This window comes from Actinoallomurus rhizosphaericola, from assembly GCF_024055675.1.
Classification (GTDB): Bacteria; Actinomycetota; Actinomycetes; order Streptosporangiales; family Streptosporangiaceae; genus Actinoallomurus; species Actinoallomurus soli.
The window spans coordinates 262393-281631 of the sequence record NZ_JAMXMW010000007.1 but is presented as its reverse complement, the minus strand read 5'-3'; the positions used below and the strand labels follow the sequence as shown (position 1 = coordinate 281631).

Below are 19239 nucleotides of genomic sequence, written 5' to 3'. Positions count from 1 at the left end.
GTCAGCTCTCCACCGGGTACACGCAGCGGAACCCGATCTCGTTGTGCTTGTCGGTCAGCAGGTCCTTGCCGCGGTAGTAGGTCGTCAGGCAGACCGGCGGGGAGGTCCACGTGCCGCCGCGCAGGACGTAGAACGCCTCCCGGCGGTTCATGAACTCGACCGGGCGGAGGTGCCGGAAGAACGGGTCCATGTCCTTACGGGTGAAGAAGTTGGTGCGGGTCATCTCCCAGACGTTGCCCGCCATGTGGAGGAGGCCGTACGGGCTGGCGCCCTCCGGCAGGCTGTCCGCCGGCAGCACCGGCCGCTTCGGCACGTCCGTCGCCGTGACCTTCACGAGGAGGCTCTCGAGGTCCGCCAGGTCGTGGACCTCGGCCTCGAAGGCGCGCTCGACGTAATTGGCGCGCGCGGGGTCCCAGTCGTTCCCCCAGGGGAAGACCCGCCCGTCGGTGCCGCGCGCGGCCTTCTCCCACTGGTCCTCGCTGGGCAGGCGGCCGCCCGCCCACTTGGCGAACGCCCACGCGTCGTACCAGTCGATGCCGACGACCGGCATCCCGGGCGCGTTGAAGCGCGGGTCGTGCCAGTGGACGGGCCGGTGGTCGGGGCGCTCCGGCTGGTCGGGATGGTCGAAGTCGGTGCTGCCGCCGATGTCCTCGAGGAAGCGCGCGTAACGCTCGTTCGTGACCGCGGTCCGGTCGATGAGGAACGCGGGCAGGTCGGCCGCGCGCAGCGGGTTGTCGGTGTCGTTCATCTGGAACGGGCCGATCTCGCCGGCGGTCGCTCCCGCGACGAACGGACCGGCCGGCACGAGGACGACGTCGTCGACGGTGCGCGGGCGGACCTCGGCCGCCTTGCGGAGCACCTCGCCGAAGTGCTCGTTCTCCAGCGCGCGCAGCTCGTCGGGGTCCTCGCTGCCGAAGATGGAGATCAGGGCGCGCTTGGTGAAGGCGGCGCCGCAGCCGACCGGCTTGCGGGCGTACCCCGGCTTGGTGAAGTTGCTCGGCCAACCGGAGATCCGGATGAGGTCGCGCGCCGCGAGCGCGATGCGCTGCTCACCGCACACCCGGATGGAGGTGAAGGCGACCCAGTCCACCTCGTCGTGGGTGGCGGCCGCGATGGCCTCCTGCGCCGCGGGCCGGTCGGCGAACCGATCGCCGAGGATCCGCACGCACGCGGCGCGCACCGGCCACTCCGGGTGCCGCCGGGACAGGTCGCAAAGGCGGTCGAGGTCGGCGGAACGGTCCAGCTCCGCCGTGATCCGTTCGATGCCGCGCCAGTACGCCTCGTCGCTGCTGCCGTCGACCGTCAGAGAGCCGACGTCACCGCCGGAGAGGTCCTCCGCTGGCTCCATGCGCCGTCTTTCCTTCCGTAGGGTGGGCCCGCTCGGGTGGGCGGTGTCACCCGCGGCGCGATGGCCGCGGATGACACCGTGGAGTCAGTGAAGGCTCACCACTTGGTGACCTCCTCGTCCTCACGCGTCTCCAGGAACTGAGCGTCCGTCATGTCTTCCACCTCCTTTCCGTCTCGTCGTGACATAGGACGACCTTCCGGTGAATCGGCAAGCCGGCTCCGCCGGAGAATGGGCGTCCTGGGCACACTGGGACTGATCGGCCCGTGGATTATTCGGTCGCGCGGTGAATGGCTGGGGAATTGCAGATGAACGCTGCTCGATTGACGGATCTATCGGTCTCGTACGGCGAGAGAGGAATCGATCGCTTCGAGTGAGCCTCCGGCGCGGGAATCGAGCAACGTCAGCACCCAACGTTTCGACACGGTAAGAGGTGAGATGTCCGCTGTCAATGGACCGAAATCATTCCTATTTCGGGATAACGGCCGTCCCTAACCCGGGAAGGGGAGAGAGTGCAGGTATGCCGGGATTCAGCGCTGTCGCGAGGAACATGACCGCAAGTGCGTGCAAGGCGCGCCATGGCCGATTCCGGACGTTCCGCTCCGGCCGCCCGGGTGCGGCCGTCAGCGGGCGCGACGGCCGAGCCACGGCGCGGCCGTGACCAGCACCGTGACCGCGACGACCGCCAGCACGGCGATGAGCGGGCCCGCCAGGTCCGACAGCAGGCCGACGGCCAGGATCGACACGATGACGCCGGCGGGCAGCAGCGTGGCGCGGAGCGTCACCACGACCGGGACCTCCTCCGGCCGGGCCTGGGCCAGCAGCCGGTTGTTGTAGGCCACGTAGGCGACCTCGAAGAGGACCAGGAAGATCAGGTATCCGGCCAGCGTGGGGCCCACACGGGCGATCGCGATCGCGGCGACCAGGGGCGCCATCGGCGCGATCGCCCAGACCTCCGCCGGTATCCGGGTGAGGCGCCGCTGCGCCGACAGCGCCGCGAACGATCCGGCGAAGATGGCGACGGCCGACAGCGCGACGAACACGCCGACGAGGGAGGTCCCGCCGCCGAGCACGTCGCGCGGGACGACGTTCACGGCGACCGTGTGGAAGCCCTGCCAGAACGCCACCAGCATGAACAGCGAGAACAGGCGCCGCAGAGCCGGATCCTCCAGCCGCAGGCGGCGCGGCCGTTCCTGCGCCGCGCCCTCCTCGCCCGCGCCGGGCCCGGCCTTCGGCAGCGTGGCGGCGAGCAGCAGGGAGCCGCACAGTGTGAGCGCACCCAGGGCGAAGAAGGCGTGCAGGCCCAGCGGCCCGCTCAGCGGGCCCGCGACGGCCGCCCCGGCGCTCGTGCCGGCGAGCTTGCCGATCTCGGCGAACGTGTTCGCGCGGTTCAGCCGCTGCGCGTCGACGATCCGGCGCAGCAGGACGGAGGTCGCCGAGCGGGTCATCGCCTCGAAGAAACCGCGGACGAGCACGACGGACACCGCGACGACGACCAGCGTGGTTCCCGAGGCCGGCAGCACGGCGAGCGACGCGGTGAGAAGGAGGCTGGTGGCCTCGGCGATCCGCACGAGGCGCCCCGGCTCGCGCTCGCCCAGGACGCGGTTGAGGAACGGCGCCAGGACCAGGGCGGGCAGCCAGGGGGCGCTCAGCACCCCGCCCGCGAGCAGACCCGAGCCGGTGGCGTCGCTCACCGCGGTGGAAAGCCTCAGCAGGACGAAAAAGCTTCCCAGTGTATTGACGAAAAGCACCGCAGGTACGGTATATACCACCCATACGGACATTCGGTCACGCGCCGGCGAACGGCTTCCCGCCCCGTTCGAGAGATGGCGCCGCACTTTGGCCAGATGTGTGAAGACCATGACTTTGTTAATGTCTACCTGCTTCTAGGGCGCCGCGTCTAGTTATCACAGGAGGGCGAGGGTGTGGCAGCAGCGTATCGTTTGGGTCTGCTCGTAATCGTCGGATCACTGGCCGCCTGCAGCGCGAATTCGGGTAGTGCGAAAACGGCGGATGGGGGTGTCCGTATCGTGCACCGAGGGCGATTGACCGTTTGCGCACAGCTTCCCTACAAGCCCTTTGAGTACACGGAGAACGGCAAGGTGGTCGGCTTCGACATCGCGATGCTCGACCTCGCCGCCAAGCGGCTCGGTGTGACGGTCCAGGTGATCGACACGCCGTTCGAGACCATCAAGACCGGCGCGGAGCTCAACGCCGGCCGCTGCGACGTCGGCGCCGGCGGCATGACCATCACCGACGAGCGGAAGAAGTACATCGACTTCTCCGACCCGTACTTCGAGGCCACGCAGACGCTCCTCGCCGGGCCGAAGGTCAAGGCCACGACCCTCGACCAGATCAAGGCGGCGAAGCTCCGCATCGGTTCGCTGGCCTCCACGACCGGCGAGGAGTACCTGACCGCGCACGGCTTCGACCCGAAGTCCTACGACCTGGCCGACGCCCTGCTCAACGGCCTGCGCACCGGCGACGTCGACGTGATCATCATGGACAGCCCCGTCGTGGCCGGCTGGCTCAAGGACCCGAAGAACTCCGGCTTCCACGTCGTGGCCGACCTGCGGACCGGCGAACGCTACGGGTTCGCCTTCCGCAAGGGGCACAGCGGCACGCTCATCCGGGCCGTGAACGCCGCCATCGGCCAGGCGCGGGCCGACGGCTCCTACGCCCGCACCTACGAGCGCTGGATCGGGCCCTACCGGGGCGCGCGGTGACCGACCCCGCGGTGACCGACCCGGCGGTGACCGACCCGGCGCTGCCCCCCAGGGACCCGGTGAGCCTCCGGCCGGGGCGGAGGCTCGTGCGGTACACCGTGCACGGCGTGATCCTCGCCGGGCTGCTGGCGCTGCTGTCGCAGGCGGACTGGGCGCAGCTGGGCCGGCAGTTCGCCCAGCCCGACCTCGCGCGTTCGCTCTTCCCGCAGATCCTCACGGTCGCGCTCGTCAACACGCTCATCTACACGCTGAGCGGGTTCGCCTGCGGCCTGTCCCTCGGCCTGGTGCTGGCCGTCATGCGGCTCTCGCGGATCCGCGTGTACCGCGCGGTCGCGCTGATCTACATCGAGATCCTCCGCGGCCTGCCCGCACTGCTCATCTTCATCTTCGTCGGGGTCGGCGTTCCGCTGGCCTTCCCCGGCGTGCAGATCCCCGGCGGGACCTACGGCAAGGTGGCGCTGGCGCTCGGCCTGATCTCCGCCGCCTACGTCGCCGAGACGGTGCGCGCCGGGATCCAGGCGGTGCCCCGCGGCCAGGTGGACGCCGCCAAGTCCATCGGCATGACCGACGCCGCCGCGATGCGATGGATCATCCTCCCGGAGGCGATCCGGATGATGATCCCCCCTCTGACCAACGAGTTCGTGCTCTTGTTCAAGGACTCGTCCCTCGTGCTGTTCCTCGGCGTCGTCCTCAGCGAACGAGAGCTGGCCAAGTTCGGCCGCGACCTGGCAGCCACCTCGGCGAACACCACACCGATCGTGGTCGCCGGACTCTGCTATCTGATCATCACCCTGCCACTCGGCTATCTGGCGCGGCGGCTCGAGAAGCGACTGCACAAGGAGAAATGAATGAGTGGTCAGCCCCATGTCGTTCTCGTCGACACCTACGCGCCGACCCGGCTGCTGGCTCCGCGCTTCCGCGAGCTGGGCTACCGGTGCGTGCGGGTGCAGAGCACGCCGGAGCCTCCACCCGTGTACGCCAATGAGCCGGTCGACCTCGACGACTACGTCGCCTCCATCGTGCATGACGGCGACGTCGCCAAGACGCTGGAGGCCGTCGCCGCCTTCGACCCGGTCGCCGTCGTCCCGGGCGGCGAGGTCGGGGTGGAGTTCGGCGACCTGCTGAGCGAGCGTCTCGGCACGCCGACCAACGGCACCGCGCTCAGCGCGGCGCGGCGGGACAAGTTCCTGATGGTGGAGACGATCAAGAAGGCCGGGCTGCGCGGCGCGCGCCAGCTCCTCGTCACAGACCCGGCCGAGCTGGCGGACTGGCACCGCGACCTCGGCGGCCGGATCGTCATCAAGCCGCTGCGCAGCGCGGGCGGCGACGGGGTCTCGTTCTGCGACACTCCGGAGGAGTCGGTGCGGGCCTACCGGTCCCTCGTCGGTTCCCGCGACGTCTTCGCCGGGCGCAACGAGAGCGTGGTCGCGCAGGAGTACCTCTCCGGCACGGAGTACATGGTGAACACGGTCAGCAGGGACGGCCGGCACCACCTCTGCGACGTGTGGAAGACCACGCGGATCAACGCGAACGGGATCACCGACCTCTGCGACGCGCTCTGCCTCATCGCCTCCGACGAGAAGGTCGTGCCCTCCCTCACCGAGTACGCCGGCAAGGTCCTCGACGCGCTCGGCGTGCGCCACGGCCCGGCGCACGTGGAGGTCAGGATGACTCCGGACGGTCCGTGCCTGGTCGAGGTGGGCGCGCGCATGGCGGGCGGCGACATCCCCTACTACGCCTCGCTGGGGATCGGCGAGTCGCAGATCGAATGGACCGCGGACGCGTACGTCCGGCCGGACCGCTTCCACGCCCGTTGCGGGGATCCGTACCAGGTGCGCCGGTTCTGCGCCATGGTCGCCATGGTGTCGCCGTACGAGGGCACGCTCCGGGGGTACCGCGACGCGGAGGCGATCCGGCGGCTGGAGACCTTCCACGACATGGATCTCCTCGTGAAGCCGCGCGGGCGCCTGCGGCGTACCGTCGACGACCTGACGTACCCGGTCGTCGTCACGCTCATGAGCCCCTCGGAGGAGGCCGTGATGCGCGACATCAACACCATCCGTTACCTGGACGGCCTGGGCTTCTACGACGTCGAACCGGTCGAGGTGGCCCGGACCTCCGGCTGCGCCCGGTGACCGGCCGCGCCGCCTGACTCCGGGACGAGACGGGCCGGGGGGCCGGTGACGATCGTCACCGGCCCCCTGGCGTCCGCCGGTCGTGGGCTATCCGTCGCTCGCGATGGCGAAGACGTGCATCGCGACGTTGCCGCTCGTCGCCCCCTGGCTGACGTCGGGCAGGGTGACGTACTGCACGGTCTTGCCCGCCTGGAGGTCGACGCTCGCCATGTACAGGTGGACGGTCTGCTGCTGCTTGCCGGATTGGTTGTTGATGTAGGGGAGGTCCGCGACGGTGTCCCCGCCGCCGGACCACCAGTCGGGGAAGCTGATCGCGTACGGCTGCGTGGTGCCGTCCGTGTAGGTGATCAGCCCGCTGCCCGAGGCGGTGCCGTAGTCGCCGAGCCCGAGGAAGCCGAGCTTGGTGCCCTTGCCGGAGTACTTGATCGTCTGCCCGCCCGCGACCACGTTGTCCGGTGTGCCGGCGGGCACGTCCGGCCAGGTGAAGGTGAGTCCGCCGTGGGTGACGGCGCCGCCGGGGGTGATGCCCGCGGCGGCGAGCGCCTGGGCGGACAGGCTGGCGCCTCCGCCGTCCAGGTTCCCCTTCGTGGTGTCGGCGTCATCGGTGATCGCGACGTTGTCGTACGCGCCGGGCACGGACGCGAAGGGGATCCCCACGCTCGTCGCGGCCTCGTCGCCGCCCTTGCGGCCGTGTTCGGTGTAGGCGACCCCGGCCTGGAGGGTGTAGGCGGTGCGCTTGGCATCGGCCGGTACCTTGACCGCCCAGGTCGTGTGCACCGTCTGCCCGCCGGCGACCTGGTCGAACGAGGCCGGGGAGGTCGGCTGTGCCGTCCAGCCGTCCGGGACGGTGAGCGACATCTTCACGTCGTCGACGGTGCTCGAACCGGAGTTCGTGTACGTGGTCGTCGCCGTGAGGGTGCCGCCCGGCTCGGTGATCGAGGGCGCGGTCGCCGTGAAGGGGTACCTGGCGGTGATGACGGCGGAGCCGGTGACACCGCCCACCTTGACGTTGATGGTCGCGACGCCGGAGCCGACCACCTTCACGTGCCCGGTGTCGTCGACGGTGGCGACGTGCGGGTCGCTGCTGCCGTAGTGGACCTTCGCGTGGGCGAGGTCGACGAAGGACTGGTCGTTGTTGACGGCCTCGACGACGTTGTCGGCGGTCACGTCGAGGTTCCGCTGCTCCTTGCTGTGGTCGGTGTCGTCCTTGATCCACCGGTTCTTGCCGGTCAGGTCGATGGTGTCACCGACCTTGTACTGGACGGCCTCGGGCTGCACCGTGACGTACCGGACCTCCGGGGTGATCCGCCCGGTGATCTCCACCGACGGCGCGGCGACGATGTCGGCGGAGTCGGGACCGACCTCGAACCTGTAGGTCCCGTCCGGTACGTACGACCGCATCGCCTGGGCGTCCCAGACCGCCAGGTCGGCGACGTTCACGGTGAGGGAGACGCGCTCGGTCTCACCGGGCCGCAGGACCGCCGTCTTCTTGAAGCCGACGAGCCGCTTCTTGGGCATCTCGACGCCGGGGACGGCGAACGGGGTGGTGGCGTACAGCTGGGCGACCGTGGCGCCGGCGACCTTGCCGGTGTTGGTGACGTCGAACCGTACGGTGACCTTGCCGTCCGCGGTCGCCGACGCGGTGTTCGCCCGGACGCGGGAGTAGGCGAAGGTGGTGTAGCTCTGCCCGTAGCCGAACGGGTAGGTGGGGGTGCCGGTGAAGTACCGGTACGTGCGGCCGAGGCCGCCGGTGCCTCCCGGGGTGATGTCGTAGTCGGACATGGCCGGGAGCTGCGAGTCGTCCTTGTACCAGGTGAAGTTGAGGTGCCCGCTCGGGTTCTGCCTGCCGAGCAGCACGTCGGCCAGCGCGGTGCCCTGGCTCTCGCCGTTGTAGCCGCTGAACACGATCGAGGAGACCTTGTCCTTGGCGTTCTCGATGTTCACCGGGCCGTCGGACTGGATCACGAGCGCCAGCTTCCGGTTGCCCAGCGCCGCGGTCTGGTCGATGAGCGACTGGTAGTTGCCGGGCATCGCCAGGCTCGACCGGTCATGTCCCTCACCGGCGGTGGTGGCGTCCGTGCCGACGAAGACGACGACGAGGTCGGCGTCCTTGATGTCGGCCTTCGTGGCGTCGCTCAGCTGGGCGTCGTTCTTGGCGGTCGTGGACGTCCCGGCGGCGTCGAACACCACGGACGCGGACGGGTCGGCGGCCTTGACCGCGTCGGTGATGCCCTTCACGGCGCTGACCTGCTTCGACGGTCCGCCGGAGTAGCCGCCGAGCGTGACCTTGTTCGCCAGGTCGCCGAGGATGACGACCTTCTTCAGCTTCGATCCGTCGGCGGGGAGCAGGTTCCCGTCGTTCTTGAGCAGCACGAGCGCGTTGTCGGCGACCTTCTCCGCCAGCGCCTGGTGCTCCGGGCTCTGGATCACGTCTTTGGTGATCTTGGTGTACGCGTTCTTGTCCGGTGGGTCGAACTCACCGGTCTCCATGCGGATGGTGAACAGGTGGACCAGCGCGGTGTCCACCACGCCCTCGCTGAGCACGCCGGCCTGGATCGCCTCACGGAGGTTCTGCGAGGTGGCCTCGGAGCCGGTGCAGTTGACGTCCGTGCCCGCGCGCAGCGAGTACGCCTGCCCGCCCGCCGGGCCGGACAGCTTCGCGCCCGTGGTGGTGTTCGTCCAGGTCGGAGTGGACTTGTGGTCGGTGGTCCAGCCGGGCGGCGCCCAGTCGTGACCGGACAGCGGGAGCTGCCACGTGGTGCCGACCGCGCCGCAGTCGGAGGTGATGTAGCCGCCGAAGCCGTACGTCCGCTGGGCGAGCTGGTTCGTCGTGTAGGTGTCGGCCACCGACGGCGTGCCGTTGATGGCGTTGTAGGACGTCATCAGGCCCGAGACGTGCGCGTTCTCGATCAGGTCGCGGAACTGCGCGGTGTAGTACTCCCGTAGCGTCCGGTCGTCGGTGTCGGAGCTGATCCCGGTACGGCCGTTCTCCACGTCGTTCAGGGCGTAGTGCTTGGCCGTGGCCGCGACCTTCAGGTACGGGGTCTGGGCCTTGCCGTCCTGTGTCTGGCCCTGGTAGCCGTTGACGAAGGCGCCGGCCATCCGCCCGACGAAGTACGGGTCCTCACCGAACGCCTCGTCATTCCGGCCCCACCGCGGGTCGCGGTCCAGGTTGACGGTCGGCGCCCAGTACGTCAGCGAGCCGTACTCGTTCTTGTCCGGGCCGATGTTGTTCGGCGCGACACCCCAGAGAGACTTGTCGAGGAAGCCCCGCGCCTCGTCGGAGATCGCCGTGGTCTCCTGATAGATCAGGGTCGGGTCCCACGACATCGACGAGGCGAAGTTGGTCGGGAAACTGGTGGCCGGCATCCCGCCCGCGGAGCCATGGTTGGTGTTCGCGCCGAGCGTGTTGACGCCGTGCTGGCCTTCACTCCAGTAGGTGTACTGCTGCACGCCCAGCCGCGGGATGGCCGGTGCGCTGTTGGTCCGCAGCTGCGCCGCCTTCTCGTCGAGCGTCATCCGCGAGACCAGGTCCGCGGCGCGCTCCTCGAACGAGTAGTGAGTGTCGCGGTAGACGGGGAGAGCGTCGTCGGCGGAGGCGGCCGGCGCACCGAGCGCGGTGACGGTGGTGGCGCAGGCGAGTGAACAGAGCGCGGCGACGAGGGATCGCCGCCGGTGGGAGCGGTGTCGTTTCAACGGGAGCCTCTCTGCTGGATGTCGGCGGGGGGATCGCGGGCCGTCAGGCCGGCGTCGCCTGTCGTCCTCCCTTCGAGTCCGGGCCCCCGCAACGGCCGGCCTGTCTTCAGGCACGGCGATACGCCATCTTCAGTCATATGTTGCGGGAGAGTTACCAGGGCGAGGCCATGGTTACGTCGGTATTAAGCGCAAGTCAACGCCATGTCCGGCTAAGGTCAGCCATATTCGGCTGTGTTTGAAGAAACTGGAGGAGCCGGTGATCGAAACTCCGTTGAACCTGCGCGAGGTGGGCCGGCTCCGGGTCCTGCAGGCCCTCTTCGACGCCGACAGCACCAGCCGTTCCGAGATCGTGCAGGTCAGCGGCCTGTCCCGGGCCACCGTCTCCTCGGTCGTCGCCGACCTGCTGGCGGCCGGCCTGGTCGAGGAGAGCGAGCCGGACGCCCAGGCGCGGTCGACCGGCCGGCCGGCCCAGTCCCTGACCCTGTGCGCGTCCGCGGCGTACGCCCTCGGAGCCGACATCGGCCATCAGCATGTGCGGGTGGCACTGTGCGACCTGAGCGGCACCCCCGTATGGAACGACGGCGTGGCCAAGGACGTCGACCACGCGCCGGGGGAGACGCTCGACCTGGCCGCCGAAATGATCCACCGGGCGCTGCGGGAGAGGGGGATCGACCGGTCCCGCGTCCTCGGCCTCGGCATCGACATCGCCGCCCCGGTACGCGATCCCGGCGGCGTCCTGGAGGCACACGGGATCATGCCCGGCTGGATCGGCGTCCAGCCCGGAGCCGAACTCGAGCGGCGCACCGGTCTGACCACGTGGCTGGCCAACGACGCGGACGCCGGCGCCCTTGCCGAGCGCAAGTACGGCGCGGGGCGCAACGTCGACGACATGATCTATGTGCGCCTCTCCGCCGGGATCGGCGCCGGGATCATCGCGGGTGGCCGGCACCTGCACGGAACCGGTGGCCTCGCCGGCGAGATCGGCCATATCCGGTCACTGTCGGACGGCCGCGTGTGCCGCTGCGGGAACCGCGGCTGCCTGGAGACCGTCGCCGGCCCGGACGCCATCACCCGGCTTCTCACGGACAGCTGGGGCCACCCGGTCACCGTCCCCGACCTGCTCTCCCTCGTCCAGGAGGGCGACCGGGGCGCCATCCGGGCCCTGGAGGACGCGGCCGAGGAGATCGGCCGGGTGCTCGCGAACCTCGTCACGCTGCTCAACCCGGAACTCATCGTGGTCGGCGGCGACCTCGCACCCGCCGGGGAGATCCTCTTCGAGGCGATCGGCCGGGTCATCCGGCGCTACGCGCTGGCCCCGTCCGCCGAGTCCGTCCGGGTGGTCCAGGGGAGCCTCGGCGACCAGGCCGAGGTCCTCGGCGCCGCCGGCCTGGTGCTCGCGGACGCCCCGCGGCTGCTCGCCACCACGCTCGCCCGCTAGTTTGAGCGGCGGACGCGGACAGCGTGGCGGCACGCCACCCTACGCGTTCGAGCGGGATTTCGGACAGTCGTGGATGGCATGAGGGTGAGTGCGGTGGTCAGAGGACGTGTGGTCAAGTTCGATGAAGTACGCGGGTACGGTTTCGTGGCGCCGGACGACGGCGGTGAGGACGTCTTCGTCCACGCGAACGACCTTCTCGTCGACAAGCGTGCCTTCACTCCGGGCACGAGCGTCGAGTTCGAGATCAAGGACGGTGAGCGCGGCCGGAAGGGCTACGACGTGCGGATCCTGGCCGCACCGGAGACCGCCGGGGCGTCGTCGCGGACCGGATCGATGGAACGGCAGAGTGAAGCGTCCCGCGACGTCGACGGCACCTGCGAGGTGCTGTCCGTCGCGGAGCTGCGCAACGAACTCACCGAAGCCTTCATCCAGGCGGCTCCCGACCTGACGGCCGCGCAGATCGTGCGGCTCCGGGACGGGGTCATCGCGCTCGCCGCCGGATACGGCTGGATCGACAACTGAGCTGACGCGGGCACGGCCCTGACCGCCGGCCGAGCCGGCGGTCAGGGCCGTGCCGCAATCAGTTGCAAGAAACGAGCAAAAAACTGGATCTAATCGACGGCAACGAGAAAGATCGCTCTGAGAATCTTGTGGTGCGGGCCATGGCGGTCTAGTGTCACCTCACCCGAAACGGTGTCCGTCCGCCCACCTCGACCATTGCTTCAGTCCCCGAGAGAAGCGAGCCATCCGATGTCACGGAGCATCTCAGGCCCTGTCGTCCGGCGGTACGACCGGCCGCCGCGGTCCGTCGCGGTGGTGGTCGCGGTGGTGATCGCCGCCACGGTCGGGTTCACCGGCGCGCTCGGCGGCACGGCCGTCGCCGGCGCGGGCGACGCCTCCGCCCCCGTGGTGACGCGCGCCGCCCTCGATCCGTCCCTCGTCGCGGGCCGGGGCGCCCCCGTCGACTTCACCGAGCAGGAGGCGGAGAACGCCCGTACGAACGGCACGGTCATCGGCCCGGACCGCACGCCGTACACGCTGCCCTCGGAGGCGTCCGGCCGTAAGGCGGTCAAGCTGACGCCGGGGCGGTACGTGGAGTTCACGCTGCCGAGCCGGGCGAACGCCATCACCGTCCGCTACAGCATCCCGGACGCACCGACGGGCGGAGGCATCACCGCGCCGCTCGACGTCACGGTGAACGGCGCGCACCGGAAGGTCATGACGCTGACCTCCCAGTACGCGTGGCTGTACAACCAGTATCCGTTCTCCAACGACCCGAACGCCGACCTGCTCCACCCCGACTGGTGGATCACCGAGTGCTCCTGCGTGCCCAACGCCACGACACCGGCCCCCACGATCACCAAGCCGTTCCGGCCGAGCCACTTCTACGACGAGCAGCGGCTCCTGCTGGGCCGCACCTACCGCGCGGGCGACAAAGTACGGCTGACGGTGCCCGCCGGGAGCGACGCGGCGTGGACGGTCGTCGACCTGCTGGACTCCCAGCTCGTCGGCGCGCCGCACGTCGTGCCCGCCGCGGCGAACGTTCTGGCGTTCGGCGCCGACCCCTCCGGCCGGCGCGACTCGGCCGGCGCGTTCGACGAGGCGATCGCCTTCGCCCGGCACGCGCGGCTCACGGTCTACGTCCCACCGGGCACCTACCAGGTGAACCGCCACATCATCGTCGACGACGTGACGATCGAGGGCGCCGGCAGCTGGTACACCATCATCAAGGGACACCAGGTGTCCCTGAGCACCCCGGCCCCCGACGGCTCGGTCCACACCGGCGTCGGCTTCTACGGCAAGGACGCCTCTGCCGGCGGCAGCCACCACGTCCACCTCTCCGGCTTCACGATCGAGGGCGACGTCCGTGAACGCATCGACGCCGACCAGGTGAACGGCGTCGGCGGTGCCCTCAGCGACTCGACCATCGACGGCCTGTACATCCACCACACCAAGGTCGGCATGTGGTTCGACGGGCCCATGACGAACCTGCGGATCACCGACGACGTCATCGCCGACCAGATCGCCGACGGCATCAACTTCCACACCGGCGTCACGGACTCGGTGGTGTCCGGCACCTTCGTGCGCAACACCGGCGACGACGGCCTCGCCATGTGGTCGGAGAAGACCGCCGACGCCCGTGACACGTTCGACCACAACACGGTGCAGACGCCGGTCCTCGCGAACGGCGTCGCCGTCTACGGCGGCGCCGACAACACCGTCTCGGACAACCTCATCGCCGACCCGATCCGCGAGGGCAGCGCCATCCACGCCGGATCCCGCTTCGGCGCGGAGGCATTCACCGGCCGCCTGTCGATCACGGACAACACCACGGCCCGCTCCGGCCCGTACGACCTGAACTGGAAGATCGGGCTCGGTGCCATCTGGTTCTACGCGCTCGAGAAGAACATCGACGCGGACATCCAGGTGGCCGGGGACCACTTCCTCGACAACACCTACAACGCGATCATGTTCGTCAGCGACTGGCCGGTCAAGGACCTGTACTCCATCACGAACGTCCACTTCAAGGACCTGCGGATCGACGGCACGGGCACCTCGGTGGTCAGCGCCCGCGCGGCCGGGTCCGCGTCCTTCCAGAACGTCGCCGCGCGCAACGTCGGCGCGGTCGGCGTCAACAACTGCGGGTCGTTCAACTTCCCGGCCACCGGCTCGGAGTTCACGCTGACGGATCTCGGTGGCAACTCCGGCGGCGGCACGACCGGGCCCTGGCTCGCCCCCTGGGAGCTGCCCAACACCATCACCTGCGACGACAACCCGCCGGTCGTCGCGCCGCCGGCCCCGTCGCCCTGGTGACCCCTCCGGCCGGGGGCGGCCGCCGGTTCCCTCCCGGGGCGGCTCCCGGCCGGTCGGCTCCGCCGGATCGTCTCGGCGTCGGCGTACCGTGCGTGGTACGGCCGTTCACCACGCCGAGAGGGGCGCTCCTCCATGACGACCATGACCCTCCCGCCGGGCCCGTCGCTCCCGCGTTTCGCGCAGGGCGCGGTCGTGCTGACCGCCCGGTTGCGCGGAATGCGCCGGATGCGCGCCCGCTACGGTGACGCCTTCACCGTCAACGTGCCGATCTTCGGCCGGGCCGTGGTCATCAGCGATCCCGAGGAGGCCAAGCAGCTCTTCACCGCGAGCACCGACCTCGTCGAGAACGTACGACCCAACCTCGGGCGGGTCCTGGGCCCCGGCTCGCTGTTCGCCCTGACGGGGGAGGAGCACCGCGAGCAGCGCAGGCTCCTCGTCCCGCCGTTCCACGGCCGCCGGCTCGCCGCGTACGAGAGGACCATCGAGGACGAGACCGTACGGGAGACGGCCACCTGGCCGGAGGACCGGGCGTTCCCGACGCTGCCGTCGATGCTGCGGATCACGCTGAACGCCATCCTGCGCGCGGTGTTCGGCGCCGACGGCGACGAGCTCGCCGAACTGCGGGAGATGCTCCCGGCATGGGTCGCGTACGGCTCCCGGCTGCTCGTCCTCCCGATCCCGAAGACCGACCTCGGGCGGTGGAGCCCGTGGGGCCGGTTGTGGATCGCGCGCCGCCGGTACGACGCGATCGTCGACCGGTTGATCGACAAGGCGGCGGCAGAGGACCTCGACCGGCGCGACGACGTCCTCGCCCTGCTCCTGCAGAGCCGCTACGACGACGGCTCGCCGATGAGCCGCGCCCAGATCGCCGACCACCTGCTCAGCCTGCTCGTCGCCGGGCACGAGACGACCGCGACGACCCTCGCCTGGGCGATCGAACGGCTCCGGCGCCACCCCGCCCTCCTGCGGGATCTCACCGAGGAGGCCGACGCGGGCGGTGGCGCGCTGCGCGAGGCGACGATCACCGAGGTCCAGCGCACACGCCCCGTCATCGACGTCGTGGGACGCCACGTGACGGCCGACGGCTACCGGCTCGGACGGTGGACCCTGCCCGAGGGGTGCACGGTGCTGGTCGCCGTCGCCCTCATGCATGAGGACGAGGCCCTGTTCCCGGATCCGCTGACCTTCGATCCGTCCCGCTTCCTCGGTGTCAAGCCGGACCTCTACCAGTGGATCCCGTTCGGGGGCGGACGGCGGCGCTGCCCCGGCGCGGCGTTCGCGACCATGGAGATGAACGTCGTCCTGCGCACCGTGCTGCGCCACTTCACCCTGATGCCGACCACCGAGCCGGATGAGCGCCGGCACTCGCGCGGCGTCGCCAACGCTCCGGCCAAGGGCGGTCTGGCGGTCGTGCGCCGCCGGAGCCCGGAGGCGGCGCCGCCCTCCACGGCCGGGACCGCCGGAGCACGGCCGTGACCGAGCACGATCGCCGTCACGGCATGCTGGGATCGTCGGAGGCCGTCACCCGCACGGAGCGCCCACGGCCGGAGGGAGAAGCACAGTGAAGGTACAGATCGACGCCGGACGCTGCCAGGGGCACGGCCGCTGTTACGACCTCGCCCCCGGCCTGTTCGGGGACGACGACGAGGGCTTCGGGAAGGTCCTCGGCGACGGCGCCGTGCCGCCGGAGGAGGAGCAGGAGGCGCGGCGCGCGGCCGCCAACTGTCCCGAACGCGCGATCCGCCTGGCCGAAGGGGCGTGAGATGACGGTGGACGACCGGTTCATCGAGGACTTCCGGGCCGCGCGCAAGGACGGACGGCCTTCCGGCACGCGGAACGAGATCGTCACCGGCCCGGTCTCGGACTGGGCGACCGACTTCTCGCACCTGGAACCGGAGTGGGCCGCCGACCCGTACCCGATCCAGGACGATCTGCGGCGGCGCTGCCCGATCGCCCGTACGGAGCGCTTCGGCGGCGGCTGGCTGCCGACCCGCTACGAGGACGTCGCGGCCATCGCCTATGACACCGAGCGCTTCTCGTACCGGTCGATCATCATGAGCAATTTCCGGCCGCCCCGCGAGATCGCCCCGATCGGCACCGCGCCCCCGATCTCCTCCGATCCGCCGTTCCACCAGCACGCCCGCAAACTGCTGCTCCCGGCGTTCACCAAGACCGCCGTCTCCCGGCTCGAGCCGGCGACCCGCGCGTACTGCCACGCGCTCATCGACGCGCTCGACGGCCAGGACGTGGTCGACGCCGCCCGCGACTACGCCCAGCACATCCCCGTGCGCGTCATCGCCGACCTGCTCGGCTTCCCGAAGGAGGAGGGGCCGCGCTTCCGCGAGTTCGTCGAGAGCACGCTCGAAGGCGTCAACCTCCCGCCGGACGAGCGGCTCGCGCGGATGGACCGGCTGTTCGACTACCTCCTCGCCCAGATCCGTGACCACGTCGAGTCCCCCCGCGATGACCTGACGACGTACCTCCTGAACGCCGAGCTCGGCGGGCGGAGGCTGGACCCGGCGCACGTGGCGGGGACGATGGCGCTGCTGCTGATCGCCGGGATCGACACGACCTGGAGCGCGATCGGCGCGTCGCTGTGGCACCTGGCCGGGACGCCCGCCGACCGCGAGCGTCTCGTCGCCGAGCGCGGGCTGATGCCGACCGCGATGGAGGAGTTCCTGCGCGCGTACGCCCCCGTCACCATGGCCCGGCTGGTCAAGGAGGACATGCACTGGCAGGGCGTCGACATGAAGGCCGATGACTGGGTGCTGCTGTCCTTCCCCGCGGCCAACCGCGACCCCGACCAGTTCGACCGGGCGGACGAGGTGGTCATCGACCGGGAGGTCAACCGGCACGCCGCGTTCGGCCTGGGCGTCCACCGTTGCGTGGGCTCGCACCTGGCGCGCATGGAGCTACGGGTCGCCCTCGAGGTCTGGCTGGAGCGGATCCCGGTGTTCACCCTGGCCGATCCGGACGCGGTGACCTGGGCGGCGGGACAGGTCCGCGGCCCCCGTACGCTGCCGGTCCGCGTCGGCTGACGCACCGCCCCGGGGGCCGGGCCGACGGACCGGCCCCCGGGGGAAGCGCGCGGCCGCGTGCCCGGCCGCGTGCCCGGCGACGCGCCCTCCGGGCTTCACCCCGGTGACGCCCGCGGTCCGTGTCGGCCGACGGACCGGCCGGTGAGCGCGTTCACGCCGGCCAGTCGGGCGTGCGCTTGTCCAGGAACGCGCGCATGCCCTCCTGCGCCTCGGGGGTCTGGCTCGCGGCGGCCATCACCTCGATCGCGTACGTGTACGCGTCCGCCTCCGGCCGGTCGAGCTGGGCGTACATCGCCTGCTTGCCGAGTGCCTTGCTGCGCGGGCTGCCCTGGGTGGCGCGCTCCAGCAGCTCCCGGGTGGCCTTCTCCAGCTCCTCGTCGGGCACGGCACGGTTGATCAGGCCCCAGTCGAGGGCGGTGGCGGCGTCAATGGCGTCTCCGGTGAGGGCCATCTCCATGGCCCGCTTGCGCCCGATCGTGCGCGCGATGGGCACCATCGGCGTGTGGCAGAACCAGCCACCCTTCCCGCCGGGGGCGGCGAATCGCGCGGTCCGCGCGGCCACCGCCAGGTCGGAGGCGGCCACGAGCTGACAGCCCGCCGCCGTCGCCATGCCGTGCACCTGGGCGATCACCACCTGCGGCACCGCGTGAATCGTGTCCATCAACTCCCGGCAGGCCAGCAGGAGCTCCCGGGTGCCGGCGAGGTCCGCGCCGGCCAGATCGGCGAAGTCGTGCCCGGCGGAGAACACCGGGCCGTTGCCGGCCAGCACGATCCCGCGCGCGTCGGTCTCCGCGACCCGCCGGAACGCCGCCGTCAGCGCCCGCATGTGGGACAGGGAGAGCGCGTTGCGCCGCTCCGGGCGGTTCATGGTGATGATCCCGAAAGGACCGTCCGTCTCGATGAGGACCTCGTCGACGCTCATACTCGAACGCTACGCCGCCCGCCGACCGCCCACGAGACGAGACCTCCGGCGATGATCACGCTCGGTCCGGGTCGCCGGGGCCGAGGTCACGGCGCCGGATCCGGGCGGACGTCCAGCGGCGTGACCGTGACGTCACGGGGACGGCCGGCCCGCATTCCCGCGGCCACGACGGGACCGGCGTCGTCGGCGTGCACGTGGACGGTCCACACGCCGTCGCCGCCGGCCACCACGACGCAGTCGCCGATGCGCCGGAGCTCGGCGCGCAACCCCGGCACCGCTCCGTCATCCGCGTCGATCAGGTACATGACCTCGTAACGGTGGCCGGCGAGGCCCTCCTCGCCGGGACCGGCCGGACAGAGCGCCTCCCGCCGGCCGGAGCCGGCCATCTCGGTTGTGGCCTCCGGCGACGAGAGGTCACGCCCCCGAGCGCCGCGCGTCTCGGCGGGCGGCTCGACGGCGGCGGCCAGGGCGTCGAGCACCACGCACAGGCCCAGGGCCCCCGCGTCGACGACTTCGGCACGCGCCAGCACGTCGAGGCGGTCCGTCGTCTCGCTCAAGGCCACGCGCGCGTGGTCGGCCACCGCGCGGAGGACGCCACCGGGTTCGCCGCTGCGCGGGCAGGCCCCGGCGACCGTGCGCAGAACACTGAGCACCGTGCCGTCCACCGGACGGGCGACGGCCTCGTCCGCGAGCCGCGAGGCACGGCTCAGCGCTTCGTGCAGGCCGCCGCCGGCGGCGAGCACCTCCGCCATGCCCCGCAGGAGCGCACTGAAGATCACGCCCGAGTTGCCCCGTGCCCCGATCAGCGAACCGGAGGTGAGCGCTCGCCACGTCGCGGCGGCACCGGCGTCCGCCGGCAACCGGTCGACCGCCTCGGCCGCCGCTCGCAGGGTCGAGTGCAGGTTGGTCCCGGTGTCGAAGTCGGGCACCGGGAAGACGTTGAGCGCGTCGATCTCGGCACGCGCCTCGCCCAGCGCGTCCACGGCCAGCCGGCACCAGCGCCGTACGGTCGCGGCGTCCAGAAGGTCTCCCACGTTCACCTCCGGTGATCTGTGGGGACTCTAACGCCGCGGCGCGCGACCATGCCGGAACGGCCGATCGGCCGCCCGGGAGATCCGTACGGGA

The 19239-nt window shown here is 70.8% G+C and carries 14 protein-coding genes; 9 read left to right on the top strand and 5 right to left on the bottom strand.

Annotated features, from left to right (window positions below; genetic code table 11):
* Nucleotide 1: 1 nt before the first annotated feature.
* Nucleotides 2–1348, bottom strand: coding sequence for a formylglycine-generating enzyme family protein (locus NE234_RS18515; RefSeq protein WP_252781593.1), 1347 nt, complete (start codon nucleotides 1346–1348; stop codon nucleotides 2–4).
* Between the two features lie 620 nt (nucleotides 1349–1968).
* Nucleotides 1969–3096 (bottom strand): MFS transporter, encoded by a 1128-nt coding sequence (locus NE234_RS18510; protein ID WP_252781592.1) that lies wholly within the window; start codon nucleotides 3094–3096, stop codon nucleotides 1969–1971.
* 294 nt (nucleotides 3097–3390) lie between these two features.
* Between NE234_RS18510 and NE234_RS18505 the strand changes: the two genes are divergently transcribed.
* Genes NE234_RS18505 through NE234_RS18495 form a run of 3 tightly spaced genes read left to right on the top strand, consistent with a single transcriptional unit; the run spans nucleotide 3391 to nucleotide 6206 of the window.
* Nucleotides 3391–4071, top strand: coding sequence for an ABC transporter substrate-binding protein (locus NE234_RS18505; RefSeq protein WP_252781590.1), 681 nt, complete (start codon nucleotides 3391–3393; stop codon nucleotides 4069–4071).
* Entirely contained in the window at nucleotides 4068–4919 is an 852-nt protein-coding gene (locus NE234_RS18500) for an amino acid ABC transporter permease (RefSeq protein WP_252781589.1), read from the top strand. Before NE234_RS18505 ends, NE234_RS18500 begins: the two co-directional genes overlap by 4 nt.
* Nucleotides 4920–6206, top strand: a complete 1287-nt coding sequence (locus NE234_RS18495) for an ATP-grasp domain-containing protein (RefSeq protein ID WP_252781587.1) — start codon at nucleotides 4920–4922, stop codon at nucleotides 6204–6206.
* 87 nt (nucleotides 6207–6293) lie between these two features.
* Here NE234_RS18495 and NE234_RS18490 read toward each other — a convergent pair whose 3' ends face one another.
* Nucleotides 6294–9902, bottom strand: coding sequence for a glycoside hydrolase family 3 C-terminal domain-containing protein (locus NE234_RS18490; RefSeq protein ID WP_252781586.1), 3609 nt, complete (start codon nucleotides 9900–9902; stop codon nucleotides 6294–6296).
* 256 nt (nucleotides 9903–10158) lie between these two features.
* Here NE234_RS18490 and NE234_RS18485 point away from each other — a divergent pair, with 256 nt between their 5' ends.
* From NE234_RS18485 to NE234_RS18460, 6 genes are all read left to right on the top strand, one after another.
* On the top strand, nucleotides 10159–11340 hold the full coding sequence (locus tag NE234_RS18485; protein ID WP_252781584.1) for an ROK family transcriptional regulator: 1182 nt from the start codon (nucleotides 10159–10161) through the stop codon (nucleotides 11338–11340).
* A gap of 93 nt (nucleotides 11341–11433) precedes the next feature.
* Nucleotides 11434–11862, top strand: coding sequence for a cold-shock protein (locus tag NE234_RS18480; RefSeq protein ID WP_252781583.1), 429 nt, complete (start codon nucleotides 11434–11436; stop codon nucleotides 11860–11862).
* A gap of 228 nt (nucleotides 11863–12090) precedes the next feature.
* Nucleotides 12091–14154, top strand: coding sequence for a glycosyl hydrolase family 28-related protein (locus tag NE234_RS18475; protein ID WP_252781581.1), 2064 nt, complete (start codon nucleotides 12091–12093; stop codon nucleotides 14152–14154).
* A 132-nt stretch (nucleotides 14155–14286) separates the two neighbouring features.
* Nucleotides 14287–15630 (top strand): cytochrome P450, encoded by a 1344-nt coding sequence (locus tag NE234_RS18470; protein ID WP_252781580.1) that lies wholly within the window; start codon nucleotides 14287–14289, stop codon nucleotides 15628–15630.
* Nucleotides 15631–15715: 85 nt separating this feature from the next.
* Nucleotides 15716–15916, top strand: coding sequence for a ferredoxin (locus NE234_RS18465; RefSeq protein ID WP_252781579.1), 201 nt, complete (start codon nucleotides 15716–15718; stop codon nucleotides 15914–15916).
* Nucleotide 15917: 1 nt separating this feature from the next.
* Nucleotides 15918–17192: a cytochrome P450 gene (locus NE234_RS18460; protein ID WP_252781577.1), complete on the top strand. Its 1275-nt coding sequence runs from the start codon at nucleotides 15918–15920 to the stop codon at nucleotides 17190–17192.
* A gap of 151 nt (nucleotides 17193–17343) precedes the next feature.
* Here NE234_RS18460 and NE234_RS18455 read toward each other — a convergent pair whose 3' ends face one another.
* Complete coding sequence (locus tag NE234_RS18455; protein ID WP_252781576.1) at nucleotides 17344–18114, bottom strand: enoyl-CoA hydratase-related protein; 771 nt, start codon at nucleotides 18112–18114, stop codon at nucleotides 17344–17346.
* An 86-nt stretch (nucleotides 18115–18200) separates the two neighbouring features.
* Entirely contained in the window at nucleotides 18201–19148 is a 948-nt protein-coding gene (locus tag NE234_RS18450) for a DAK2 domain-containing protein (RefSeq protein WP_252781574.1), read from the bottom strand.
* Nucleotides 19149–19239: the final 91 nt, after the last annotated feature.

What these genes read in the sequence shown, in the direction of transcription:
- NE234_RS18475 (WP_252781581.1), top strand. Translation starts at nt 12,091, where the DNA reads ATGTCACGGAGCATCTCAGGCCCTGTCGTCCGGCGGTACGACCGGCCG.
- NE234_RS18470 (WP_252781580.1), top strand. Translation starts at nt 14,287, where the DNA reads ATGACGACCATGACCCTCCCGCCGGGCCCGTCGCTCCCGCGTTTCGCG.
- NE234_RS18460 (WP_252781577.1), top strand. Translation starts at nt 15,918, where the DNA reads ATGACGGTGGACGACCGGTTCATCGAGGACTTCCGGGCCGCGCGCAAG.
- NE234_RS18455 (WP_252781576.1), bottom strand. Translation starts at nt 18,114, where the DNA reads ATGAGCGTCGACGAGGTCCTCATCGAGACGGACGGTCCTTTCGGGATC.
- NE234_RS18495 (WP_252781587.1), top strand. Translation starts at nt 4,920, where the DNA reads ATGAGTGGTCAGCCCCATGTCGTTCTCGTCGACACCTACGCGCCGACC.
- NE234_RS18515 (WP_252781593.1), bottom strand. Translation starts at nt 1,348, where the DNA reads ATGGAGCCAGCGGAGGACCTCTCCGGCGGTGACGTCGGCTCTCTGACG.